Genomic DNA, 16,689 nt, shown 5'->3' with positions numbered 1-16,689 from the left:
TGAGGCTCACGAATCGAAGGCCAACTCTGCTGCCGCGACGCCGTCGAGAACCGCGGGGAGCGACTCGACGTGAATGATGCCGAGCCTCTGGGTAGCGCGGGTCAACGCGACGTAGAGGTCGTTCATTCCGCGTGGTGACTCGTCGAGAATGTCGGCAGGTTCGACGATCAACACGGTGTCGAACTCGAGTCCCTTGACGTCCTTGACCGACAGGACACTTACGGTCTCACTCGCAATGCCCGCCAGATCGGCAACGACCTCGGAACCGGCGATCACTGCGGTGATACCGGGATGCGACTCGGACTCGATGCAACGGCGCACGGTCGATTCCAATTCTTCGGCCGTGGTCTTGAGTGCCCACGGCGCGAATCCGCTGTCGCGTACCGACCGGGGCACGGATTGCTCCGGGTCGATCTCTTCGAGCACACGGTGCGCGACATCCATGATCTCCGAGGGAGTTCGGTAGTTGACGGTCAGTTCAGTGAGCTTCCAGCGCTTGGCGACGTAAGGCTCGAGAATCTTCTGCCAGGACGAGGTTCCCGCGGGATCACCGGTCTGAGCTGTATCGCCGACCAACGTCATCCAGCGATTCGGTATGCGCCGCATCAGCATTCGCCACGCCATTTCGGAGAGCTCTTGGGCTTCGTCGACGATCACGTGACCGTAGGTCCAGGTTCGGTCGCCGGCAGCGCGTTCTGCCGTGGTCTGGCGCTGGCCCTGATCGTGGCGCTGGGCGAGTTGGCTGGCGTCGATCAAGTCGTACGCCATCAAGATCTCGGGGTCCATCTCGTCTTCGAGATCCTGTGGTGCAGAGCCGGTGAGGATGTCGAGGGCGCCCTGGGCGTCGGCGATCTGCGCGCGCCATTCACGTTGTGCGCGTTCGCGTTCGGCGGCATCGTCGACTCCGAGGATCTCGGCCAGTTCATCGAGGAGGGGAGCGTCTGCCGCACTGAAACCCGGTCCGACGCTCTGCAGAAGCTCGTCGCGTTGGGCGTCGTCGAGTTGCGGCGCTGCCTTGGCCAACCTCGCCGGAGAGGTCCACAGTTCCGCGAGGATTTGCTGCGGCGACAATTCAGGCCACAGCTTTCCGATGGCGGACATGATGTCCGCGTCCTCACGCATCTCGTCGCGAATGTCGGCGATGTCGTCGCGACTGAGGAGTGAGCCGCCGTCGACGAGGTTGCCGCCGATGAGTTCGGCCATCTGCAGTGCCAACGCCTCGATGACTGCTGCCACGAAGATCGGGCGCGCCAGGTTGTGTGGGCGACGCGACGACCGAGCACGTCCGCGAGCCTTCGTGACAGTCTTGCGATCCAGCTTCAAGTCGTACGTGTCGAATCGAAGGGTGATCGGCTTCGACGGGACTTCCTGCCGATCCCGGACGGCGTTCTTGAGTACGTCGAGGATCGCGAGGGAACCCTTGATCTCACCGGCGGCGAGGGAATCCGTACGAGTCGCACGCACTCCGGGGTACAGGTCCCCGATCGTCGAGAGCAGAACTCCGGTCTCACCGAGTGAAGGAAGGACCTGGCTGATGTAGTCGAGGAACGTCGCGTTCGGCCCGATGATGAGAACACCGGCCTTGGCCAGTTGCTGGCGGTAGGTGTAGAGCAGGAACGCGGCACGGTGAAGGGCGACCGCGGTTTTGCCGGTACCCGGACCGCCCTGGACCACCAGAACGCTTTTGTGCTCGGAGCGGATGATGGCATCCTGCTCACTCTGAATGGTCTCGACGATGTCGTTCATCTGACCCGTACGCGCTGCGTTCAGAGCGTCCAGGAGTGCGCTCTCACCGGCGACGCCGCCGGCTTCGGTCACCACGCCGGCGGCTCGGGCAGCGTCGAGGTCCAGGTATTCGTCGTTGATTCCGGTGACTGTTCGGCTCCGACTGCGGATATGGCGTCGTCGTTTCACGCCTTCAGGTGCCGCGGGCGTCGCCAGATAGAACGGGCGTGCCATCGGAGCTCGCCAGTCGAGCAGTAGCGTTTCGTAGTCGTTGTCGGTGTCCAGAATGCCGAGTCGGCCGACGTAGCGTCGCTCGTCGTCGAAGTCGATGCGTCCGAAACACATTCCGTTCTCGGCTGCGTCGTACTTGGCGAGATCCTCGGTGTACATGGCATTGAAGGATTCGCGTTCACTGCGTGCTTGCGGGGTTCCGCCGGTCTCGAGGAGGACCGTGCTCAAGCGAGTTTGGGCATACTTTCGAAGATCGTCGAGACGGGAGTACAACATCGTCACGTACTGCTGCTCGAGCTCTTGCTCGTTCAGTGACGGGTCCGCGTCGGGCAAAGGATCTCCTAGGCTTGATGAGAAATTCACGCGCTGCAAAAGCGCCAAGACAGTCTAGTTCCCCCAGATGAACTGCCGCATAGATACAGGTCAGGCCACCCGAAGGTGGCCTGACCGTGTTTTTCGGTGCACTCAGTGCGTCAATTCGTCCTTCTTGGCGCGAGCCTTTTCGAGCGCCTTCTCGGCGCGCTTTCGGGCACGCTTACCCAGCACCTCGGTCTGCTCCGACGCCGTTTCTGCCCACTCGTTGCTCTTTTCGAGCGCGAGTTCGGCGAACTCGGAGCTGCGCTTGCTCGCCAGCTCTGCCAGTTCGGCGCTGCGCTCACGTGCGGTCTCGGCCAGTTCGGAGCCGCGCTTCTGCGCGACTTCGAGGATGTCCGGGCCGCGTTCTTTGGCGACCTCTCCGAATTCCGCGGCACGCTTGCTCGCGATCTCCGCGAACTCGGAGCTGCGCTCCTTGGCAAGTTCGAGCCAATCCGTGCCGTGCGCCTTCGCGGTTTCGGCAAGTTCGGAACCGCGTTCGGACGCCACCGACAGAGCGTGTTCGACGCGATCGCTCGTGTGATCGGTCTGCGATGCGACCAACGGAAGTGCCGCGGCGATAGACGCCTGAGCCTTCTTCGCGGCGCGGCGGCCACGCCAGCCGAGCGACGGCTTGCCCTCGGTGTCGACGGACGCGATCATCAGTCCGCCGAGCAGGCTGACGTTCTTGATGAAGTTGGTCCGCTGCATCGCTCGCAGTGACGGATCGGTTTCGTTCCAGAAGTCGTGACCGGCAAGCGTGGTCGGTACCAGGCTCCCCGCGAGGACCAACGACGCGAGGCGCGGCGCCTTGCCGGTGGCCAGCAGGGCACCGCCGCCGATCTGGACGGCGGCGTTGATCTTGACGAGTGTTTCCGGATCAGCAGGCACCTTCTGCGTCACTGCTCCTGGCAGCGTCTCGACGGATTTGTCGATCAGCGGTGACGCTTTGGCTGCTCGCTGAGCGGGGTTGCGCAAAGCATCGATTCCCCCGGCGATGAAGATCGTGGAAAGCAGTGGACGAGCAATTCGACGTACCAGCATGTTTCAAGCCTCCCGATGTAGGTTCGTTTTCCACCCTAGCGATCTCACAAGGAATTGGTCCGGTTCGGCGATCCCGCGACGCCTGACCCGGTTGACGGATTCCTGGTCGCCGAAGCGCGCTGTACTGCGTCGATGACTTCTCCACCGATCCGGACACACCGTTCTGAAGTATCCGTTACCGCGTATCCGCATACGGCGTGTTCGACGGTGTCACACAATGCGCACCGTTCGAGCACGATGGTGTTGTGACCACGAAGGTATCGCTGAGCCGACGCCGGCCGTGGTCTTCGATTTGGGTGCGGCGCCAGCTGCGACTCCAGGGGCGTGGGCCGCTCGCGTGGATGCGATCAACGCCGAAGCGTTGCGCTGTTTTGTCACCGATTGGAACGACGATCCCAACTTCGTCGTTCTGGACTGGCAGCATCCGGGCTACACCTTCGACGCGGAGGCGCATGCTGCCGCGAAAGAGTTGGCGGAGTGGCGTGTCCCGATCTATCCGAACGGCGACTACTACATATTCAGTCGTGACGACTTCACGGAGGGGACCTTCGGCCATCCGTGGGAACGCACGCTGTGTGTGTTCGGGGAACGGATGGTCGAAGGACTCGGCCGGACTCTGTCGACCTGGCTTCCGCGACTTCGCGTCGACGGTGAACAGGTCGATAGTCAGGAAGTCGGTTAGCGGGGTCTAGTACGGAACAGGTGAAACGTCACCAACCGCGCTCGCGCCATTCCGCCAGGTGCGGGCGCTCGGTACCCAGCGTCGTGTCCTTGCCGTGCCCGGGGTAGACGACAGTCGCGTCGTCGTACCTTCCGAACAACTTGTTTTCCACGTCGTCGAGCAGGGAAGTGAACTTCTCGGGGTCGGCGGTCTTGCCGACGCCGCCGGGGAAGAGTGAGTCGCCGGTGAAGAGGCGGACCTGCCCGTTCGGTTCGGTCAGAGCCAACGCAATGGAACCGGGCGTGTGGCCGGACAGGTGGATGACGTCGAGGCTCAGATTGCCTACTGTCACCTTGTCGCCGTCTTCGAGGAGTACGTCCGGGGTGACGGGAAGGACCTCCGCGTCGAGAGGGTGAGCGGCGGTCGGCACCTTGGTGGCAGCGTGGACGTCCTGCAAAGCCAACCAGTGATCGCCGTGTTGATGGGTGGTGACGATGGAATCGAAAACAGGTGCTTCCTGTTCGATGAGCGCAATGATCTTCTCGGCCTCGTTGGCCGCATCGATCAGGAGAGATTTCCCGGTCGCGGAACAGACGACGAGGTAAGTGTTGTTGTCCATGGGGCCGACCGACATCTTCGTGATGACGGCACCGTCGACTGTGCGCCGCTGAGGGGCAGAATCGGGGGAGACCTGACCGGTGTAGGAGTCGTCGATCACGATGGGCTGATTCGTCATGAAACGCAGGCTACCTTCGAATAGGGGCAGGTAGAGCGATGGGCTCGCCTGGTGAGAAAAACGTGTCGGTGGCTCGGCTTACGATGACGATCGCTCGAGGACTCGCGTTTGCGCGGCCACTCGAGACTTCTCCGGGGGGACGGCCCCGGACGATTGACAATGAAGGGAATTGGTGTGGCGGATCGCCTGATCGTGCGGGGTGCGCGTGAGCACAATCTGCGAGGAGTCGATCTCGACCTCCCGCGAGACAGCCTGATCGTCTTCACCGGGTTGTCCGGCTCCGGCAAGTCCAGCCTCGCGTTCGACACGATCTTTGCCGAAGGTCAGCGTCGCTACGTCGAGTCACTCTCGGCATACGCGCGTCAGTTCCTCGGTCAGATGGACAAGCCCGATGTCGATTTCATCGAGGGTTTGTCGCCGGCGGTGTCCATCGACCAGAAGTCGACCAACCGCAACCCCCGTTCGACGGTGGGCACGATCACCGAGGTCTACGACTACCTCCGGCTCCTTTATGCCCGCGCAGGTTCGGCGCACTGCCCGGTCTGTGGTGAGAAGATCGCACGTCAGACCCCGCAGCAGATCGTCGACCAGGTGCTCGAGATGGAAGAGGGCATCAAGTTCCAGGTCCTCGCACCGGTAGTCCGTACCCGTAAAGGCGAGTTCGTCGACCTTTTCGATCAGCTCAATACCCAGGGCTACTCGCGCGTGCGCGTCGACGGAGTCGTCCATTCACTCGCAGATCCGCCGAAGCTCAAGAAACAGGAAAAGCACGACATCGAAGTAGTGGTCGACCGATTGCAGGTCAAGGCGAGCTCGAAGCAGCGCCTGACCGACTCGGTCGAGACCGCACTTCGATTGGCCGAAGGCATCGTGGTCCTCGACTTCGTCGACCGTGAAGAAAATGCACCTGATCGTGAGCGTCGTTTCTCCGAGAAGCTGGCCTGCCCGAATGGCCACGCACTCGCGATCGACGATCTCGAACCGCGCTCGTTCTCCTTCAACTCGCCCTACGGCGCCTGCCCGGAATGCACCGGCCTCGGTATCCGCAAGGAGGTCGACCCGGATCTGGTGGTTCCCGATCCTGACCTGAGTCTCGAAGACGGTGCAATCGCGCCGTGGTCGATGGGCCAGAGTTCCGAGTACTTCGGACGCCTGCTGTCCGGCCTCGGCGACATTCTCGGATTCGACATGAAGACGCCGTGGAACAAGTTGCCGGCGAAGGCCCGCAAAGCAATCCTCGAAGGCAGCGAAGAGCAGGTGCACGTCCGGTACAAGAATCGATACGGCCGTACCCGTTCTTACTACGCGGAGTTCGAAGGTGTGATGCCGTTCTTGCACCGCCGGCTCGAACAGACCGAATCCGATCAGATGAAGGAACGCTACGACGGGTACATGCGCGACACCCCGTGCCCGGCGTGTGGTGGTGCTCGCCTGCGCCCCGAAATCCTGTCGGTGACTATCGCGGCGGGAGACTTCGGCAGTAAGTCCATCGCCGAGGTCTGTGAACTGTCGATCTCCGATTGCGCGGATTTCCTGAACAGCCTCACTCTCGGCTCGCGTGAAGAGGCAATCGCGGGTCAGGTCCTCAAGGAAGTTCAGGCGCGCCTCGGCTTCCTGCTCGACGTCGGCCTGGAATACCTTTCCCTCTCGCGAGCCGCGGGCACGTTGTCCGGTGGCGAAGCCCAGCGAATTCGCTTGGCAACGCAGATCGGATCCGGACTCGTCGGTGTGTTGTACGTGCTCGACGAGCCGTCCATCGGGCTGCACCAGCGTGACAACCGGCGACTGATCGAAACCCTGACGCGCCTGCGCGACCTCGGCAACACGCTGATCGTCGTCGAACACGACGAAGACACGATCCGTACATCCGACTGGGTGGTCGACATCGGACCGTACGCCGGCGAGCACGGCGGCAAGGTCGTCCACAGCGGACCGTACGAAGAACTGCTGACGTGTGAAGAGTCTTTGACAGGCGCCTACCTGTCGGGTCGCAGCTTCATCGAGGTTCCGGCCATTCGTCGGCCGGTGGATCGCAAACGTCAGGTCACGGTGGTCGGAGCTCGCGAGCACAATCTCGACGGCATCGACGTGAGTTTCCCGCTGGGTGTTCTCACCGCTGTCACCGGTGTCTCCGGTTCGGGCAAGTCGACGTTGGTCAACGACATTCTCGCGACCGTCATGGCGAACAAGCTCAACGGTGCACGCCAGGTGCCTGGCCGTCACACACGAATCAACGGTCTCGATCAGCTGGACAAGCTCGTGCAGGTCGATCAGTCTCCGATCGGCCGGACTCCGCGATCGAATGCGGCGACGTACACCGGTGTGTTCGACAAGATTCGAACCCTGTTCGCGGCCACCACGGAAGCGAAAGTCCGCGGTTACCAGCCCGGCCGATTCTCGTTCAATGTCAAGGGCGGACGCTGCGAAGCGTGCTCCGGCGACGGAACCTTGAAGATCGAGATGAACTTCCTGCCGGACGTGTACGTGCCCTGCGAGGTATGCCACGGCGCTCGGTACAACCGCGAAACGCTCGAGGTCCACTACAAGGGCAAGTCGATCGCCGAGGTACTCGACATGCCCATCGAGGAAGCAGCCGAGTTCTTCCAGCCGGTCACCTCTATTCACCGGTACCTCAAGACGCTGGTCGACGTCGGACTGGGCTATGTCCGACTGGGTCAGCCGGCTCCGACCCTGTCCGGTGGTGAGGCGCAGCGCGTCAAGCTGGCCGCCGAGTTGCAGAAGCGGTCCACCGGTCGCACGGTGTACATCCTCGACGAGCCCACCACGGGTCTGCATTTCGAGGACATCCGAAAGCTCCTGATCGTGATCAACGGTCTGGTCGACAAGGGCAACAGCGTGATCGTGATCGAGCACAACCTCGACGTGATCAAGACGTCGGACTGGGTCGTCGACATGGGGCCCGAAGGTGGATCCGGCGGCGGAACCGTTGTGGCGCAAGGTACACCGGAGGACGTTGCCGCGGTCCCCGAGAGCTACACGGGCAAGTTCCTCAGTGAGGTTCTCACCGCACAGCACGCGCCCGTCAAGGCCAAGCCGATCACCAAGAAGCGTGCAACGAAGGCAGTTGCCGCAAAGAAGGCGGCGCCACGGAAGAAAGCTGCTTCCGTGAGCTAGTAGAAGGTGAGCAAGTAGCAGTCGGTCAGTGATGCCGGGTCGGAATCCGATCCGGCATCACTGCTTTGTCGATCAGGAAGCGGCGGCCTCGAGGATCACCTGGGCGACGTCTTCGGGGCGCGACCACATCGGCCAATGGCCGGTCGGGAGGTCGACGTACGTCACGGGGAGTTTCGCCAGTTCTGCGGCCATCGGATGACCTCCGTCGGCCATCTGGGCAATCACCGCGGACGGGAACGTGCTGCAAACGACGGTTGACGGCACCTGGTAGCGCTTTTCGTTCGTCAGGACAATTGGCTCACGCGCCGGCCCGGCCGGTTCGGGGACGGCGTTGGCGCGAAACGCCTCGAGAGCCTTCTCGTCGAGTCCTTCGAGGCTGCTGCCGTCTGCTTCAAGTTCTGCCCACGTCGGCAGCGGTATCTCGACGACGTCAGCGGCCAGATCCGGTCGCAGCGCCGCGCCGTCGGGCATGGGACCTGAATCGACGTAGACGATCCGCGCGACCCGATCCGGGATGCGATCGGTTACCGCGTATCCCACCGGGCCGGCGCCGCTGTGCACGACCAGGACCGTACGTTCGTCTGAATCCGATACAGCGTCGATGACTGCGCGGACGTGGGCGTCGAAGGTGACCGCTGATCTATCTGCATCGACGGCGTCGAGTCCGGGCAGCGTCAGGCTGGTCACGCGGGTGGTGTCGGAGCGCTCGAGGTGGGGGAGGACTGCGTCCCAAGCCCATGAGCCGAGCCAGAATCCGGGAACAAGAACGATGTGAGTTTTCATGGACTCACTGTGCAATCAGGTTGGTGACAACAGAGTGTCACCAATTATGTCACTGTTTGGTATCGAAATCTGCGACACTGGTGAACGTGAATCGAGCTGCGAGATTGCACGCTCTCGTCGAAGAGCTTCGGCGACAGGGCGATCGAGGGGCTACGTGTTCCCGATTGTCCGAGGAATTCGGTGTCACCACCCGGACGATCAAGCGGGATATCGAGACTCTGATGATGTCGGGCGCGGCGATCGAGGCGCGCTCGGGCCCCGGGGGTGGATACCGACTCGTAGGTCGCGCCACGCTACCGCCGGTCAATTTCACTGTTCCGCAAGCAGTTTCAATCGCGTTGGCCTTGACGGCGGCCGGTGACGCCCCGTTTGCGCCGGACGGACGAGCAGCTCTGGCGAAACTGCTCGACGTGATGGACGAGGAGAGTCGTCGTAAGGTCGCCGAACTCGGTGGCCGTGTGTGGATTCGCGGCGACGGCGGGGTAGTAGCGGATTCGCGCACGAACCGGCGGGCCGTCGAGCAGGGGCTCGAACAGAGTCGCGTCGTGTCGTTGCACTACGTGGATGGGGACGGTGCGGAGACGGTGCGGGCAGTTGAGCCGCACATTCTGGCGCAGGACCGTGGGCAGTGGTTTCTCATCGGCTGGTGTCGCCAGCGCGACGCGGTGCGGTGGTTTCGACTCGATCGAATGCGTCGGGCCACGCTCACGAACGATCACTTCACACCACGGGATTCGACCCTGTTCGGCCAACCGCCCGAAGACGCTCGGCCTGTAGCCCCACGAAGGTGACCTGTTCAGTCGATCATGTTGCGGGCTGCGGCAACGGAATCCGCGATCAGTTCGGTCAGGACTGCCATGTCGACGTCGCTCAGCCGTTTGACGTACAGGCAGCCCTTGCCGATCTTGTGCTTGCCGAGGCGCGCCAGTGTGTCGGTGTAGTCGTCGAAGTTCAGCGACAAGTACAACGTGAGCGCGGTGGCCCTGGGGGAGAACCCGATCAGTGGGGTGTCACCTTCGTGGCCACTCGCATACCGGTAGTGCCGTGCCCCGAAACCGATGATGCTCGAGCCCCACATGACGGCAGGCTCGCCGGTCGCGGCCGACAGCAAGGAGATCAACTCCACGCTGTCGGCACGCTTGCGGTCGTCGACGCGTGAAATGAATGCGTCGACGTCCTCGGGCATCGGTTGAGTTTTGTTGGCGGTTGCCAACTCAGTAGACCGGACCGGTGAACTTCTCGCCCGGTCCCTTTCCTGGCTCGTCCGGGTGCGAGGAGGCCTCACGGAATGCGCGCTGCAGGGCTTGAAGGCCTTCACGGATGGGTCCGGCGTGGGGGCCGAGGTATTCGACCGACGCAGTCACGAGTCCGGCAAGCGCCGTGATGACTCGACGAGCTTCGTCGAGGTCCAGATAGGGACTGGAAGACGGATCGGCGTCGGAGAGGCCGAGTTTTTCGGCAGCCGAACTCATCAGCATCACTGCCGCGCGGCTGATGACCTCGACCGCGGGAACTTCGGAGAGTTCGCGGACGTCGGGGTTCGCGCCGTCGGTGTTCTGATCTGCCTCGAAGTTCTCACTCATGGTTGTAAGGATTCCATCAGGCCGTGGCGGTGTTGAATCGGGCCTCTCCCGGCAGCACTGGGAGCGGCACCGATTTCTTTCATCTGTGGCGACCTGTTACTCTTGTTGCAACGACCGCCTCCGACTTGTTCGGGGGCAGCAAGTGGAGTCCGACTCCCACCTCTGCACGGCAGGTGAAACTGCAGTTCAGTGGTTCCGGTCACCTGTTATCGGAGATCAATTCTTCGTCAGGTTCCTCGCTCAGTCGAGGAGATAGGTTTCGGCGTGAGCTGGATCTTATGTGATCGGTCGACATCGGGCCCCGCGGATGAGCAATCATCACAGCGGGGCTTTTTTGTTGGGGTGCGGGCGGTACGGGCTGCGTGCGGTCATGAAGACCGCACCGTTCAACCTAGGAGGCCCCATCAGCACTGAGACCCGCATCAACGATCGTATCCGCGTTCCCGAGGTTCGTTTGGTCGGACCTGGCGGGGAACAGGTAGGCATCGTGCGTGTTGAAGATGCACTCCGCTTGGCCCTTGAGGCCGACCTCGACCTGGTCGAGGTAGCTCCTGATGCCCGTCCACCGGTCTGCAAGATCATGGACTACGGCAAGTTCAAGTACGAGGCTGCACAGAAGGCACGTGAGTCACGTAAGAACCAGCAGCTGACGGTCATCAAGGAGCAGAAGCTCCGACCCAAGATCGACGACCACGACTACGAGACCAAGAAGCGCAACGTCGTTCGCTTCCTCGAAGCCGGTTCCAAGGTCAAGGTCACGATCATGTTCCGCGGACGTGAGCAGTCACGCCCCGAACTCGGCTACCGCCTTCTGCAGCGTCTGGGAGCAGACGTCGCAGATCTCGGATTCGTCGAAACCTCGGCAAAGCAGGACGGCCGAAACATGACGATGGTCCTGGCACCGCACAAGGGCGCCAAGACTCGCGTCAAGGCGCAGGAGAGCGCTCAGGCGCCAGTGGCTCAGGCTGCTCCGCGTCCGGCTCCGGCCGCACCGGCTTCCAGTGAAGCAGCTCCGGAAGCACCGGCGACCGGCGATGCCGCTCCCGAGGCTCCGGCCAGCTAGTCGATTTCCCAAGATCCACCACGTAACAAGAACTGAGGACTCCATGCCCAAGATGAAGAGCCACAGCGGCGCCTCGAAGCGATTCAAGGTGTCCGGCAGCGGAAAGCTCATGCGCCAGAAGGCCGGCCGTCGCCACCTTCTCGAGCACAAGTCCAGCAGGGTTACCCGTCGTCTCGACGGTGTCGCTGTTGTCAGCCCTGACGACGCTCCGCGCATCAAGCGCATGCTCGGCATCTGAGTCGCCCCCTTACTGACCACCCGGGGCCGTACTTTCAGCCCCTAGATTGACAGGATTTTTCAAGTGGCACGCGTAAAGAGGGCGGTCAACGCCCAGAAGAAGCGTCGTTCAATTCTTGCTGCATCCAGCGGCTACCGTGGACAGCGTTCGCGTCTGTACACCAAGGCCAAGGAGCAGCAGCTCCACTCGCTCACCTACGCGTACCGCGACCGTCGTGCGCGCAAGGGCGAGTTCCGCAAGCTGTGGATCACGCGTATCAACGCTGCAGCTCGCGCAAACGACATCACGTACAACCGCCTCATCCAGGGCCTGCGTCTGGCAGAGGTCGAGGTCGACCGCAAGATCCTGGCCGAGCTCGCTGTCTCCGATGCCGAGGCCTTTGCCGGCCTGGTCGCACTCGCGAAGGCCGCTCTGCCGGCTGACGTGAACGCTCCTGCCGGAGAAGCAGCCTGATTCACGCATCACAGCAACGGCCCGTGGACCCGCTCACCGAGCGGACTCCGCGGGTCGTTTCTGCTGTCAAGCTCCTGCGCACAGCAGAACGACGCAAAGCAGGACGTTTCCTCGTCGAGGGCGAGAACTCGGTCACCGAACTGTTGAACAGTGCACTCTCGAACGGCGAGGCCCGCCCGGTACACGACCTCTTCTACACCGAGGACGCAGCCGAGCGCTATCAGCACGTCATCGATCGGGCGCTGACCGCTGGAGTTCGTGTTGCTCTTGTGACCGATCGAGCAATCAAAGCTCTGAGCGACACCGTCACGCCGCCCGGTCTCGTTGCCGTCAGCGATCTACTGGATGTACCGCTGAGCGCAGCCGTCCATCAGGAGACCCGACTGCTCGCAGTGCCGGTCGAGGTCAACGAACCAGGTAACGCGGGCACCGTCATTCGCATAGCCGACGCAGTGGGTGCCGATGCGGCAATCCTCGCCGGTGACAGCGTCGATCCGCACAACGGCAAGGTCGTTCGTTCGTCGGCGGGCAGCCTCTTTCACCTGCCAGTCGTCCGCGATCGAGACACGGTGTCGGTGATCGAGCAGATTCGCGCAGCCGGCATTCAGATTCTCGCGACTGCAGCTGACGGCGAGGTCGATCTCGACGAGGCCGACGAGTTGCTGAGCAAGCCGACGGCTTGGCTGTTCGGTAACGAAGCTCACGGTCTCGATCCGGCGATCGCCGCGCAGGCTGATCATCGGGTCAGGATTCCGATCCATGGCCGCGCCGAAAGCTTGAACCTCGCGACAGCGGCGGCAATTTGCCTGTACGCAAGCGCGCGGGTGCAAAATCGCGCCACCGATCACGGCTGAAAACGCACGCGAAGACCTCACGGAATCCCATTTGCGGAAGCCTGAGACAATACAAGAGCAGAGACAATGCTCGAGCGAGTTCGAATGCTCGCTCGCAGTACAAGAAGTAAGCAGTACAAGAAGCACGCAGTACGAGAAGTAAACCGAGAAGCGACAGGAGCGTCACAGCCGTGGCCAAAAATGAGGGCGCGACACCGCCGGAGGTCGACGCGAGTGTACTCACCGAAGAGGCGTTGACCGCTGCGGCTGAGAACGCCGAGAAGGCGCTGGCGGACGCCGCTGACCTGGACGCGCTGGCGCACGTGAAGGTGGAGCACTTGGGGGACAAGTCCCCGATCGCCCTCGCGCGCCGGGGACTCGGCAGCCTTCCGGGCAAGGAAAAGGCGGACGCCGGTAAGCGCGTCAACATCTTCCGCACTCGGATCAACAACGCGTACGACGCTCGTCGTGAGGTCCTCCTCGCCGAGCGTGACGCCGCGGTGTTGGTTGCCGAGGCAATCGACGTCACTCTGCCCTCCGATCGCCACCCCGTCGGGGCGCGTCACCCGATCAGCCTGATTTCCGAGCAGGTCGCCGACGTATTCGTCGCGATGGGTTGGGAAGTTGCCGAGGGTCCGGAGGTGGAGACCGAGCACTTCAACTTCGACGCACTCAACTTCTTGCCGGATCACCCTGCGCGCACGATGCAGGACACCTTCCACCTGGCACCCGAGAACTCTCGCCAGGTGCTGCGTACCCACACCTCGCCGGTGCAGGTCCGCACCATGCTCTCGCGTGAGGTGCCGATCTACGTGGTGTGCCCGGGCCGCACGTTCCGCACCGATGAACTCGATGCGACCCACACGCCTGTCTTCTCGCAGGTCGAAGGCCTGGCCGTCGACAAGGGCCTGACCATGGCCAACCTGCGCGGGACTCTCGACGCGTTCGCTCGTGCCCTTTTCGGCCCCGAGACGCGTACCCGTATGCGCCCCAACTACTTCCCGTTCACGGAACCGTCGGCCGAGGTCGACGTCTGGTTCGCGAACAAGAAGGGCGGCGCCGGCTGGGTCGAGTGGGGCGGCTGCGGCATGGTCAACCCGAACGTTCTGCGCGCCAGCGGTATCGATCCCGACGAGTACTCGGGTTTCGCATTCGGCATGGGCCTCGAGCGGACCCTGCAGTTCCGCAACGGTATCCCGGACATGCGCGACATCGTCGAAGGTGACGTGCGTTTCACGCTGCCCTTCGGTGTCGCAGGCTGACCGATCCGGTCCGCGGAACCTTCACAAAGACTTATCGACAAACGAGAGAGCTGAGCAGACGTGCGAGTAGCGCAATCCTGGCTGACCGAGATCCTGCAGCGGGCAACTCCGGACTGGGAGGTGACCCCGGAAGAGCTGGACGCCGGGTTCGTCCGGGTGGGACTCGAAGTCGAGGAACTCGACACACTCGAGGCGATCGACGGCCCGTTGGTCGTCGGCAAGGTCGTCTCCATCACCGAACTGACCGAGTTCAAGAAGCCGATCCGCTTCTGCCAGGTCGAGGTCGGCGAACCCGAGCCTCGCGGCATCGTCTGTGGCGCGCGCAATTTCAACGAGGGTGACCTCGTCGTCGTTGCGCTGCCCGGCGCGGTGCTGCCCGGCGGATTCGAAATCGCCACTCGCAAGACGTACGGCCAGGTGTCCGACGGCATGATCTGCTCCGTCTCGGAACTCGGTATCGGCAAAGACCATTCGGGCATCTTGGTGCTCGAGCCTGGTACCGCCGAACCCGGCGCCGACGGCAACGAGTTGCTCGGTCTCGGTGACACGATCATCGAACTGAACATCACCCCGGACCGTGGCTACTGCTTCTCGGTCCGCGGTCTCACGCGAGAGCTCGCGTGCGGCTTCGATCTCGAATATGCCGATCCCGCTTCGGTTCCCGCGCACCCGGCTGAGGGTGAAGCCTGGCCGGTGCGCCTCGAACCGGAGTCCAAGGCTTCGCGTTTCGTGATGCGGAAGATCACGGGTATTGATCCGCAGGCAGTGAGCCCGTGGTGGCTGCAGCGTCGACTTCTGCTCTCGGGTGTTCGCCCGATCTCGCCGGCCGTCGACGTCACCAACTACGTGATGCTCGAACTCGGCCAGCCTCTGCACGCGTTCGATGCGACCTCGGTGCAGGGCGACCTGGTGGTCCGTCGCGCCAAGGCGGGGGAGAAGCTGACGACGCTCGACGACGTCGAACGCACGCTCGATCCCGAAGACGTTGTCATCGCCGACGATTCCGGAGTCATCTCGCTGGCTGCCGTCATGGGCGGCGCAACCACCGAGGTGGGAACGGCAACGACGGACATCCTCCTCGAAGGAGCTACTTGGGATCCGCTCGCAGTCTTCAAGACGGCGCGCCGGCACAAGCTGCCGAGTGAGGCGAGTAAGCGTTTCGAGCGCGTCGTCGATCCGGCGATTCCGCTCGCGGCCGTCGACCGCGCAGCCGCTCTGCTGGTCGAGATTGCCGGCGGACGGATCGAGCCGGTCCTGACCGACGTGGGCGATGTTGCCCCTCGCGCTGCCATTCGCATGGATATCGACCTGCCCGATCGTGTCGCCGGAGTCACGTACCCCAACGGCACCGCAGCTCGCCGCCTCACCCAGGTTGGCTGCAACGTCGAGGTCGGCGTCAGCGAAGAGGGACACGGCCAGTTGGTCGCGACGCCGCCGTCGTGGCGTCCGGACCTGGTGCAGCCTGCGGACCTCGTCGAGGAAGTTCTTCGCCTCGAAGGTCTCGAGCAGATCCCGTCGGTGCTTCCCGCCGCTCCGGCCGGACGCGGATTGACTCCGTCGCAGCGGCGTAAGCGCACGGTGTCGAAGGCCGTGGCTCACGCCGGTTACGTCGAGGTACTTCCTCCGGTCTTCCTGCCCACCAACGTCTTCGACGTCTGGGGCCTCGACGCGGATGATCCGCGCCGCAACACCAGCAAGGTCCTCAACCCGCTCGAAGCCGATCGTCCGGAGTTGGCGACCACGCTGCTCCCGGGTCTGCTGGAGATCCTGGCTCGCAACGCTTCTCGCGGTCAGCGTGATCTTTCGCTGTACGGCATCGCGCAGGTTGTCCTGCCGGGCCCCGATACCAAGCCGGTGGATGCATTGCCGGTGGATCGTCGCCCGACGGACGAGCAGATCGCGAACCTGATCGCGTCGTTGCCGGCTCAGCCCGTGCACATCGCTGCAGTGTTGAGTGGTTTGCGTGAGCCGAGCGGCCCCTGGGGTCCTGGCCGTCAGGCCGAGGCTTCGGACACTTTTGCAGCAGTGCGGGTCATTGCAGCTGCAGCAGGCGTCGAGGTGGAACTGCGTGCGGCGCAGTACCTGCCGTGGCATCCCGGCCGTTGCGCCGAGGTTGTCGTTGACGGCAACGTAGTCGGTCATGCGGGCGAACTGCATCCGGCTGTTCTCGAGCGTGCGGGATTGCCTGCGCGCACTTGTGCACTGGAGATCGACCTCGACGCTTTGCCGTTGGTCGAGAACCTGCCGGCGCCGCGCATTTCGCCCTTCCCCGCAGTGCTCCAGGACGTGGCGGTTGTTGTCGATCGCGATATTCCTGCGGCGAAGGTCCAGGAAGCTCTGCGTTCCGGCGGCGGCGAACTTCTCGAAGACATTCGCCTCTTCGACGTCTTCGAGGGCGAGCAGGTCGGTGAAGGCCGCAAGTCGCTCGCGTTCGCGTTGCGATTCCGTGGTGTCGACCGGACACTGACCGAGGACGAGGCAAGCGCGGCTCGCGATGCCGCGGTCGAGGCTGCCTCCAAGGCCGTCGGTGCGCAGATGCGCGGCTGATTTACTCAACTGATCACAGAGCCCACGTCCACTCCCGGTGG

General features: G+C 63.1%; 15 protein-coding genes. 9 read left to right on the top strand and 6 right to left on the bottom strand.

Going from position 1 to position 16,689, the window contains the following annotated elements; all coding sequences use genetic code 11:
* Positions 1-6 precede the first annotated feature (6 nt).
* Positions 7-2,289: a HelD family protein gene (locus GJB56_RS08865; protein WP_020969733.1), complete on the bottom strand. Its 2,283-nt coding sequence runs from the start codon at positions 2,287-2,289 to the stop codon at positions 7-9.
* Positions 2,290-2,421: 132 nt separating this feature from the next.
* Positions 2,422-3,354, bottom strand: coding sequence for a DoxX family protein (locus GJB56_RS08860; protein ID WP_003944048.1), 933 nt, complete (start codon positions 3,352-3,354; stop codon positions 2,422-2,424).
* Between the two features lie 217 nt (positions 3,355-3,571).
* On the opposite strand from GJB56_RS08860, the gene GJB56_RS08855 reads away from it, so the two are divergent.
* Positions 3,572-4,036, top strand: a complete 465-nt coding sequence (locus GJB56_RS08855) for a DUF2716 domain-containing protein (protein WP_230091160.1) — start codon at positions 3,572-3,574, stop codon at positions 4,034-4,036.
* Between the two features lie 28 nt (positions 4,037-4,064).
* Here the strand turns inward: GJB56_RS08855 and GJB56_RS08850 are convergent, their stop codons facing one another.
* Positions 4,065-4,751 (bottom strand): MBL fold metallo-hydrolase, encoded by a 687-nt coding sequence (locus tag GJB56_RS08850; RefSeq protein ID WP_113684193.1) that lies wholly within the window; start codon positions 4,749-4,751, stop codon positions 4,065-4,067.
* Positions 4,752-4,925: 174 nt separating this feature from the next.
* On the opposite strand from GJB56_RS08850, the gene uvrA reads away from it, so the two are divergent.
* Positions 4,926-7,886 (top strand): excinuclease ABC subunit UvrA, encoded by a 2,961-nt coding sequence (gene uvrA / locus GJB56_RS08845; RefSeq protein ID WP_024487477.1) that lies wholly within the window; start codon positions 4,926-4,928, stop codon positions 7,884-7,886.
* 72 nt (positions 7,887-7,958) lie between these two features.
* Here uvrA and GJB56_RS08840 read toward each other — a convergent pair whose 3' ends face one another.
* On the bottom strand, positions 7,959-8,669 hold the full coding sequence (locus tag GJB56_RS08840; RefSeq protein WP_019748620.1) for an alpha/beta fold hydrolase: 711 nt from the start codon (positions 8,667-8,669) through the stop codon (positions 7,959-7,961).
* Positions 8,670-8,749: 80 nt separating this feature from the next.
* Between GJB56_RS08840 and GJB56_RS08835 the strand changes: the two genes are divergently transcribed.
* Complete coding sequence (locus GJB56_RS08835; RefSeq protein ID WP_019748619.1) at positions 8,750-9,460, top strand: helix-turn-helix transcriptional regulator; 711 nt, start codon at positions 8,750-8,752, stop codon at positions 9,458-9,460.
* Between the two features lie 5 nt (positions 9,461-9,465).
* Here GJB56_RS08835 and GJB56_RS08830 read toward each other — a convergent pair whose 3' ends face one another.
* Complete coding sequence (locus tag GJB56_RS08830) at positions 9,466-9,882, bottom strand: DUF1801 domain-containing protein (RefSeq protein ID WP_029255458.1); 417 nt, start codon at positions 9,880-9,882, stop codon at positions 9,466-9,468.
* Position 9,883: 1 nt separating this feature from the next.
* A complete protein-coding gene (locus GJB56_RS08825) occupies positions 9,884-10,252 on the bottom strand; it encodes a DUF1844 domain-containing protein (protein ID WP_020907885.1) in 369 nt (122 codons plus the stop codon).
* A gap of 370 nt (positions 10,253-10,622) precedes the next feature.
* Between GJB56_RS08825 and infC the strand changes: the two genes are divergently transcribed.
* The 6 genes from infC to pheT all read left to right on the top strand — a co-directional run bounded on the left by infC (position 10,623) and on the right by pheT (position 16,648).
* Entirely contained in the window at positions 10,623-11,315 is a 693-nt protein-coding gene (gene infC, locus GJB56_RS08820; protein WP_003944008.1) for a translation initiation factor IF-3, read from the top strand.
* 43 nt (positions 11,316-11,358) lie between these two features.
* Positions 11,359-11,553, top strand: coding sequence for a 50S ribosomal protein L35 (rpmI, locus tag GJB56_RS08815; protein WP_003944043.1), 195 nt, complete (start codon positions 11,359-11,361; stop codon positions 11,551-11,553).
* Positions 11,554-11,616: 63 nt separating this feature from the next.
* On the top strand, positions 11,617-12,006 hold the full coding sequence (gene rplT, locus GJB56_RS08810) for a 50S ribosomal protein L20 (RefSeq protein ID WP_019748616.1): 390 nt from the start codon (positions 11,617-11,619) through the stop codon (positions 12,004-12,006).
* A gap of 23 nt (positions 12,007-12,029) precedes the next feature.
* Positions 12,030-12,860, top strand: a complete 831-nt coding sequence (locus tag GJB56_RS08805) for a TrmH family RNA methyltransferase (RefSeq protein ID WP_021344374.1) — start codon at positions 12,030-12,032, stop codon at positions 12,858-12,860.
* A gap of 170 nt (positions 12,861-13,030) precedes the next feature.
* Positions 13,031-14,101 (top strand): phenylalanine--tRNA ligase subunit alpha, encoded by a 1,071-nt coding sequence (gene pheS / locus GJB56_RS08800; protein ID WP_003944109.1) that lies wholly within the window; start codon positions 13,031-13,033, stop codon positions 14,099-14,101.
* A gap of 60 nt (positions 14,102-14,161) precedes the next feature.
* Complete coding sequence (gene pheT / locus GJB56_RS08795; protein ID WP_019748615.1) at positions 14,162-16,648, top strand: phenylalanine--tRNA ligase subunit beta; 2,487 nt, start codon at positions 14,162-14,164, stop codon at positions 16,646-16,648.
* Positions 16,649-16,689 lie beyond the last annotated feature (41 nt).

The sequence above is a fragment of the Rhodococcus sp. AQ5-07 genome (assembly GCF_009707305.1).
Classification (GTDB): domain Bacteria; phylum Actinomycetota; class Actinomycetes; order Mycobacteriales; family Mycobacteriaceae; genus Rhodococcus_F; species Rhodococcus_F erythropolis.
This window is presented reverse-complemented; position numbering and strand designations above follow the sequence as displayed.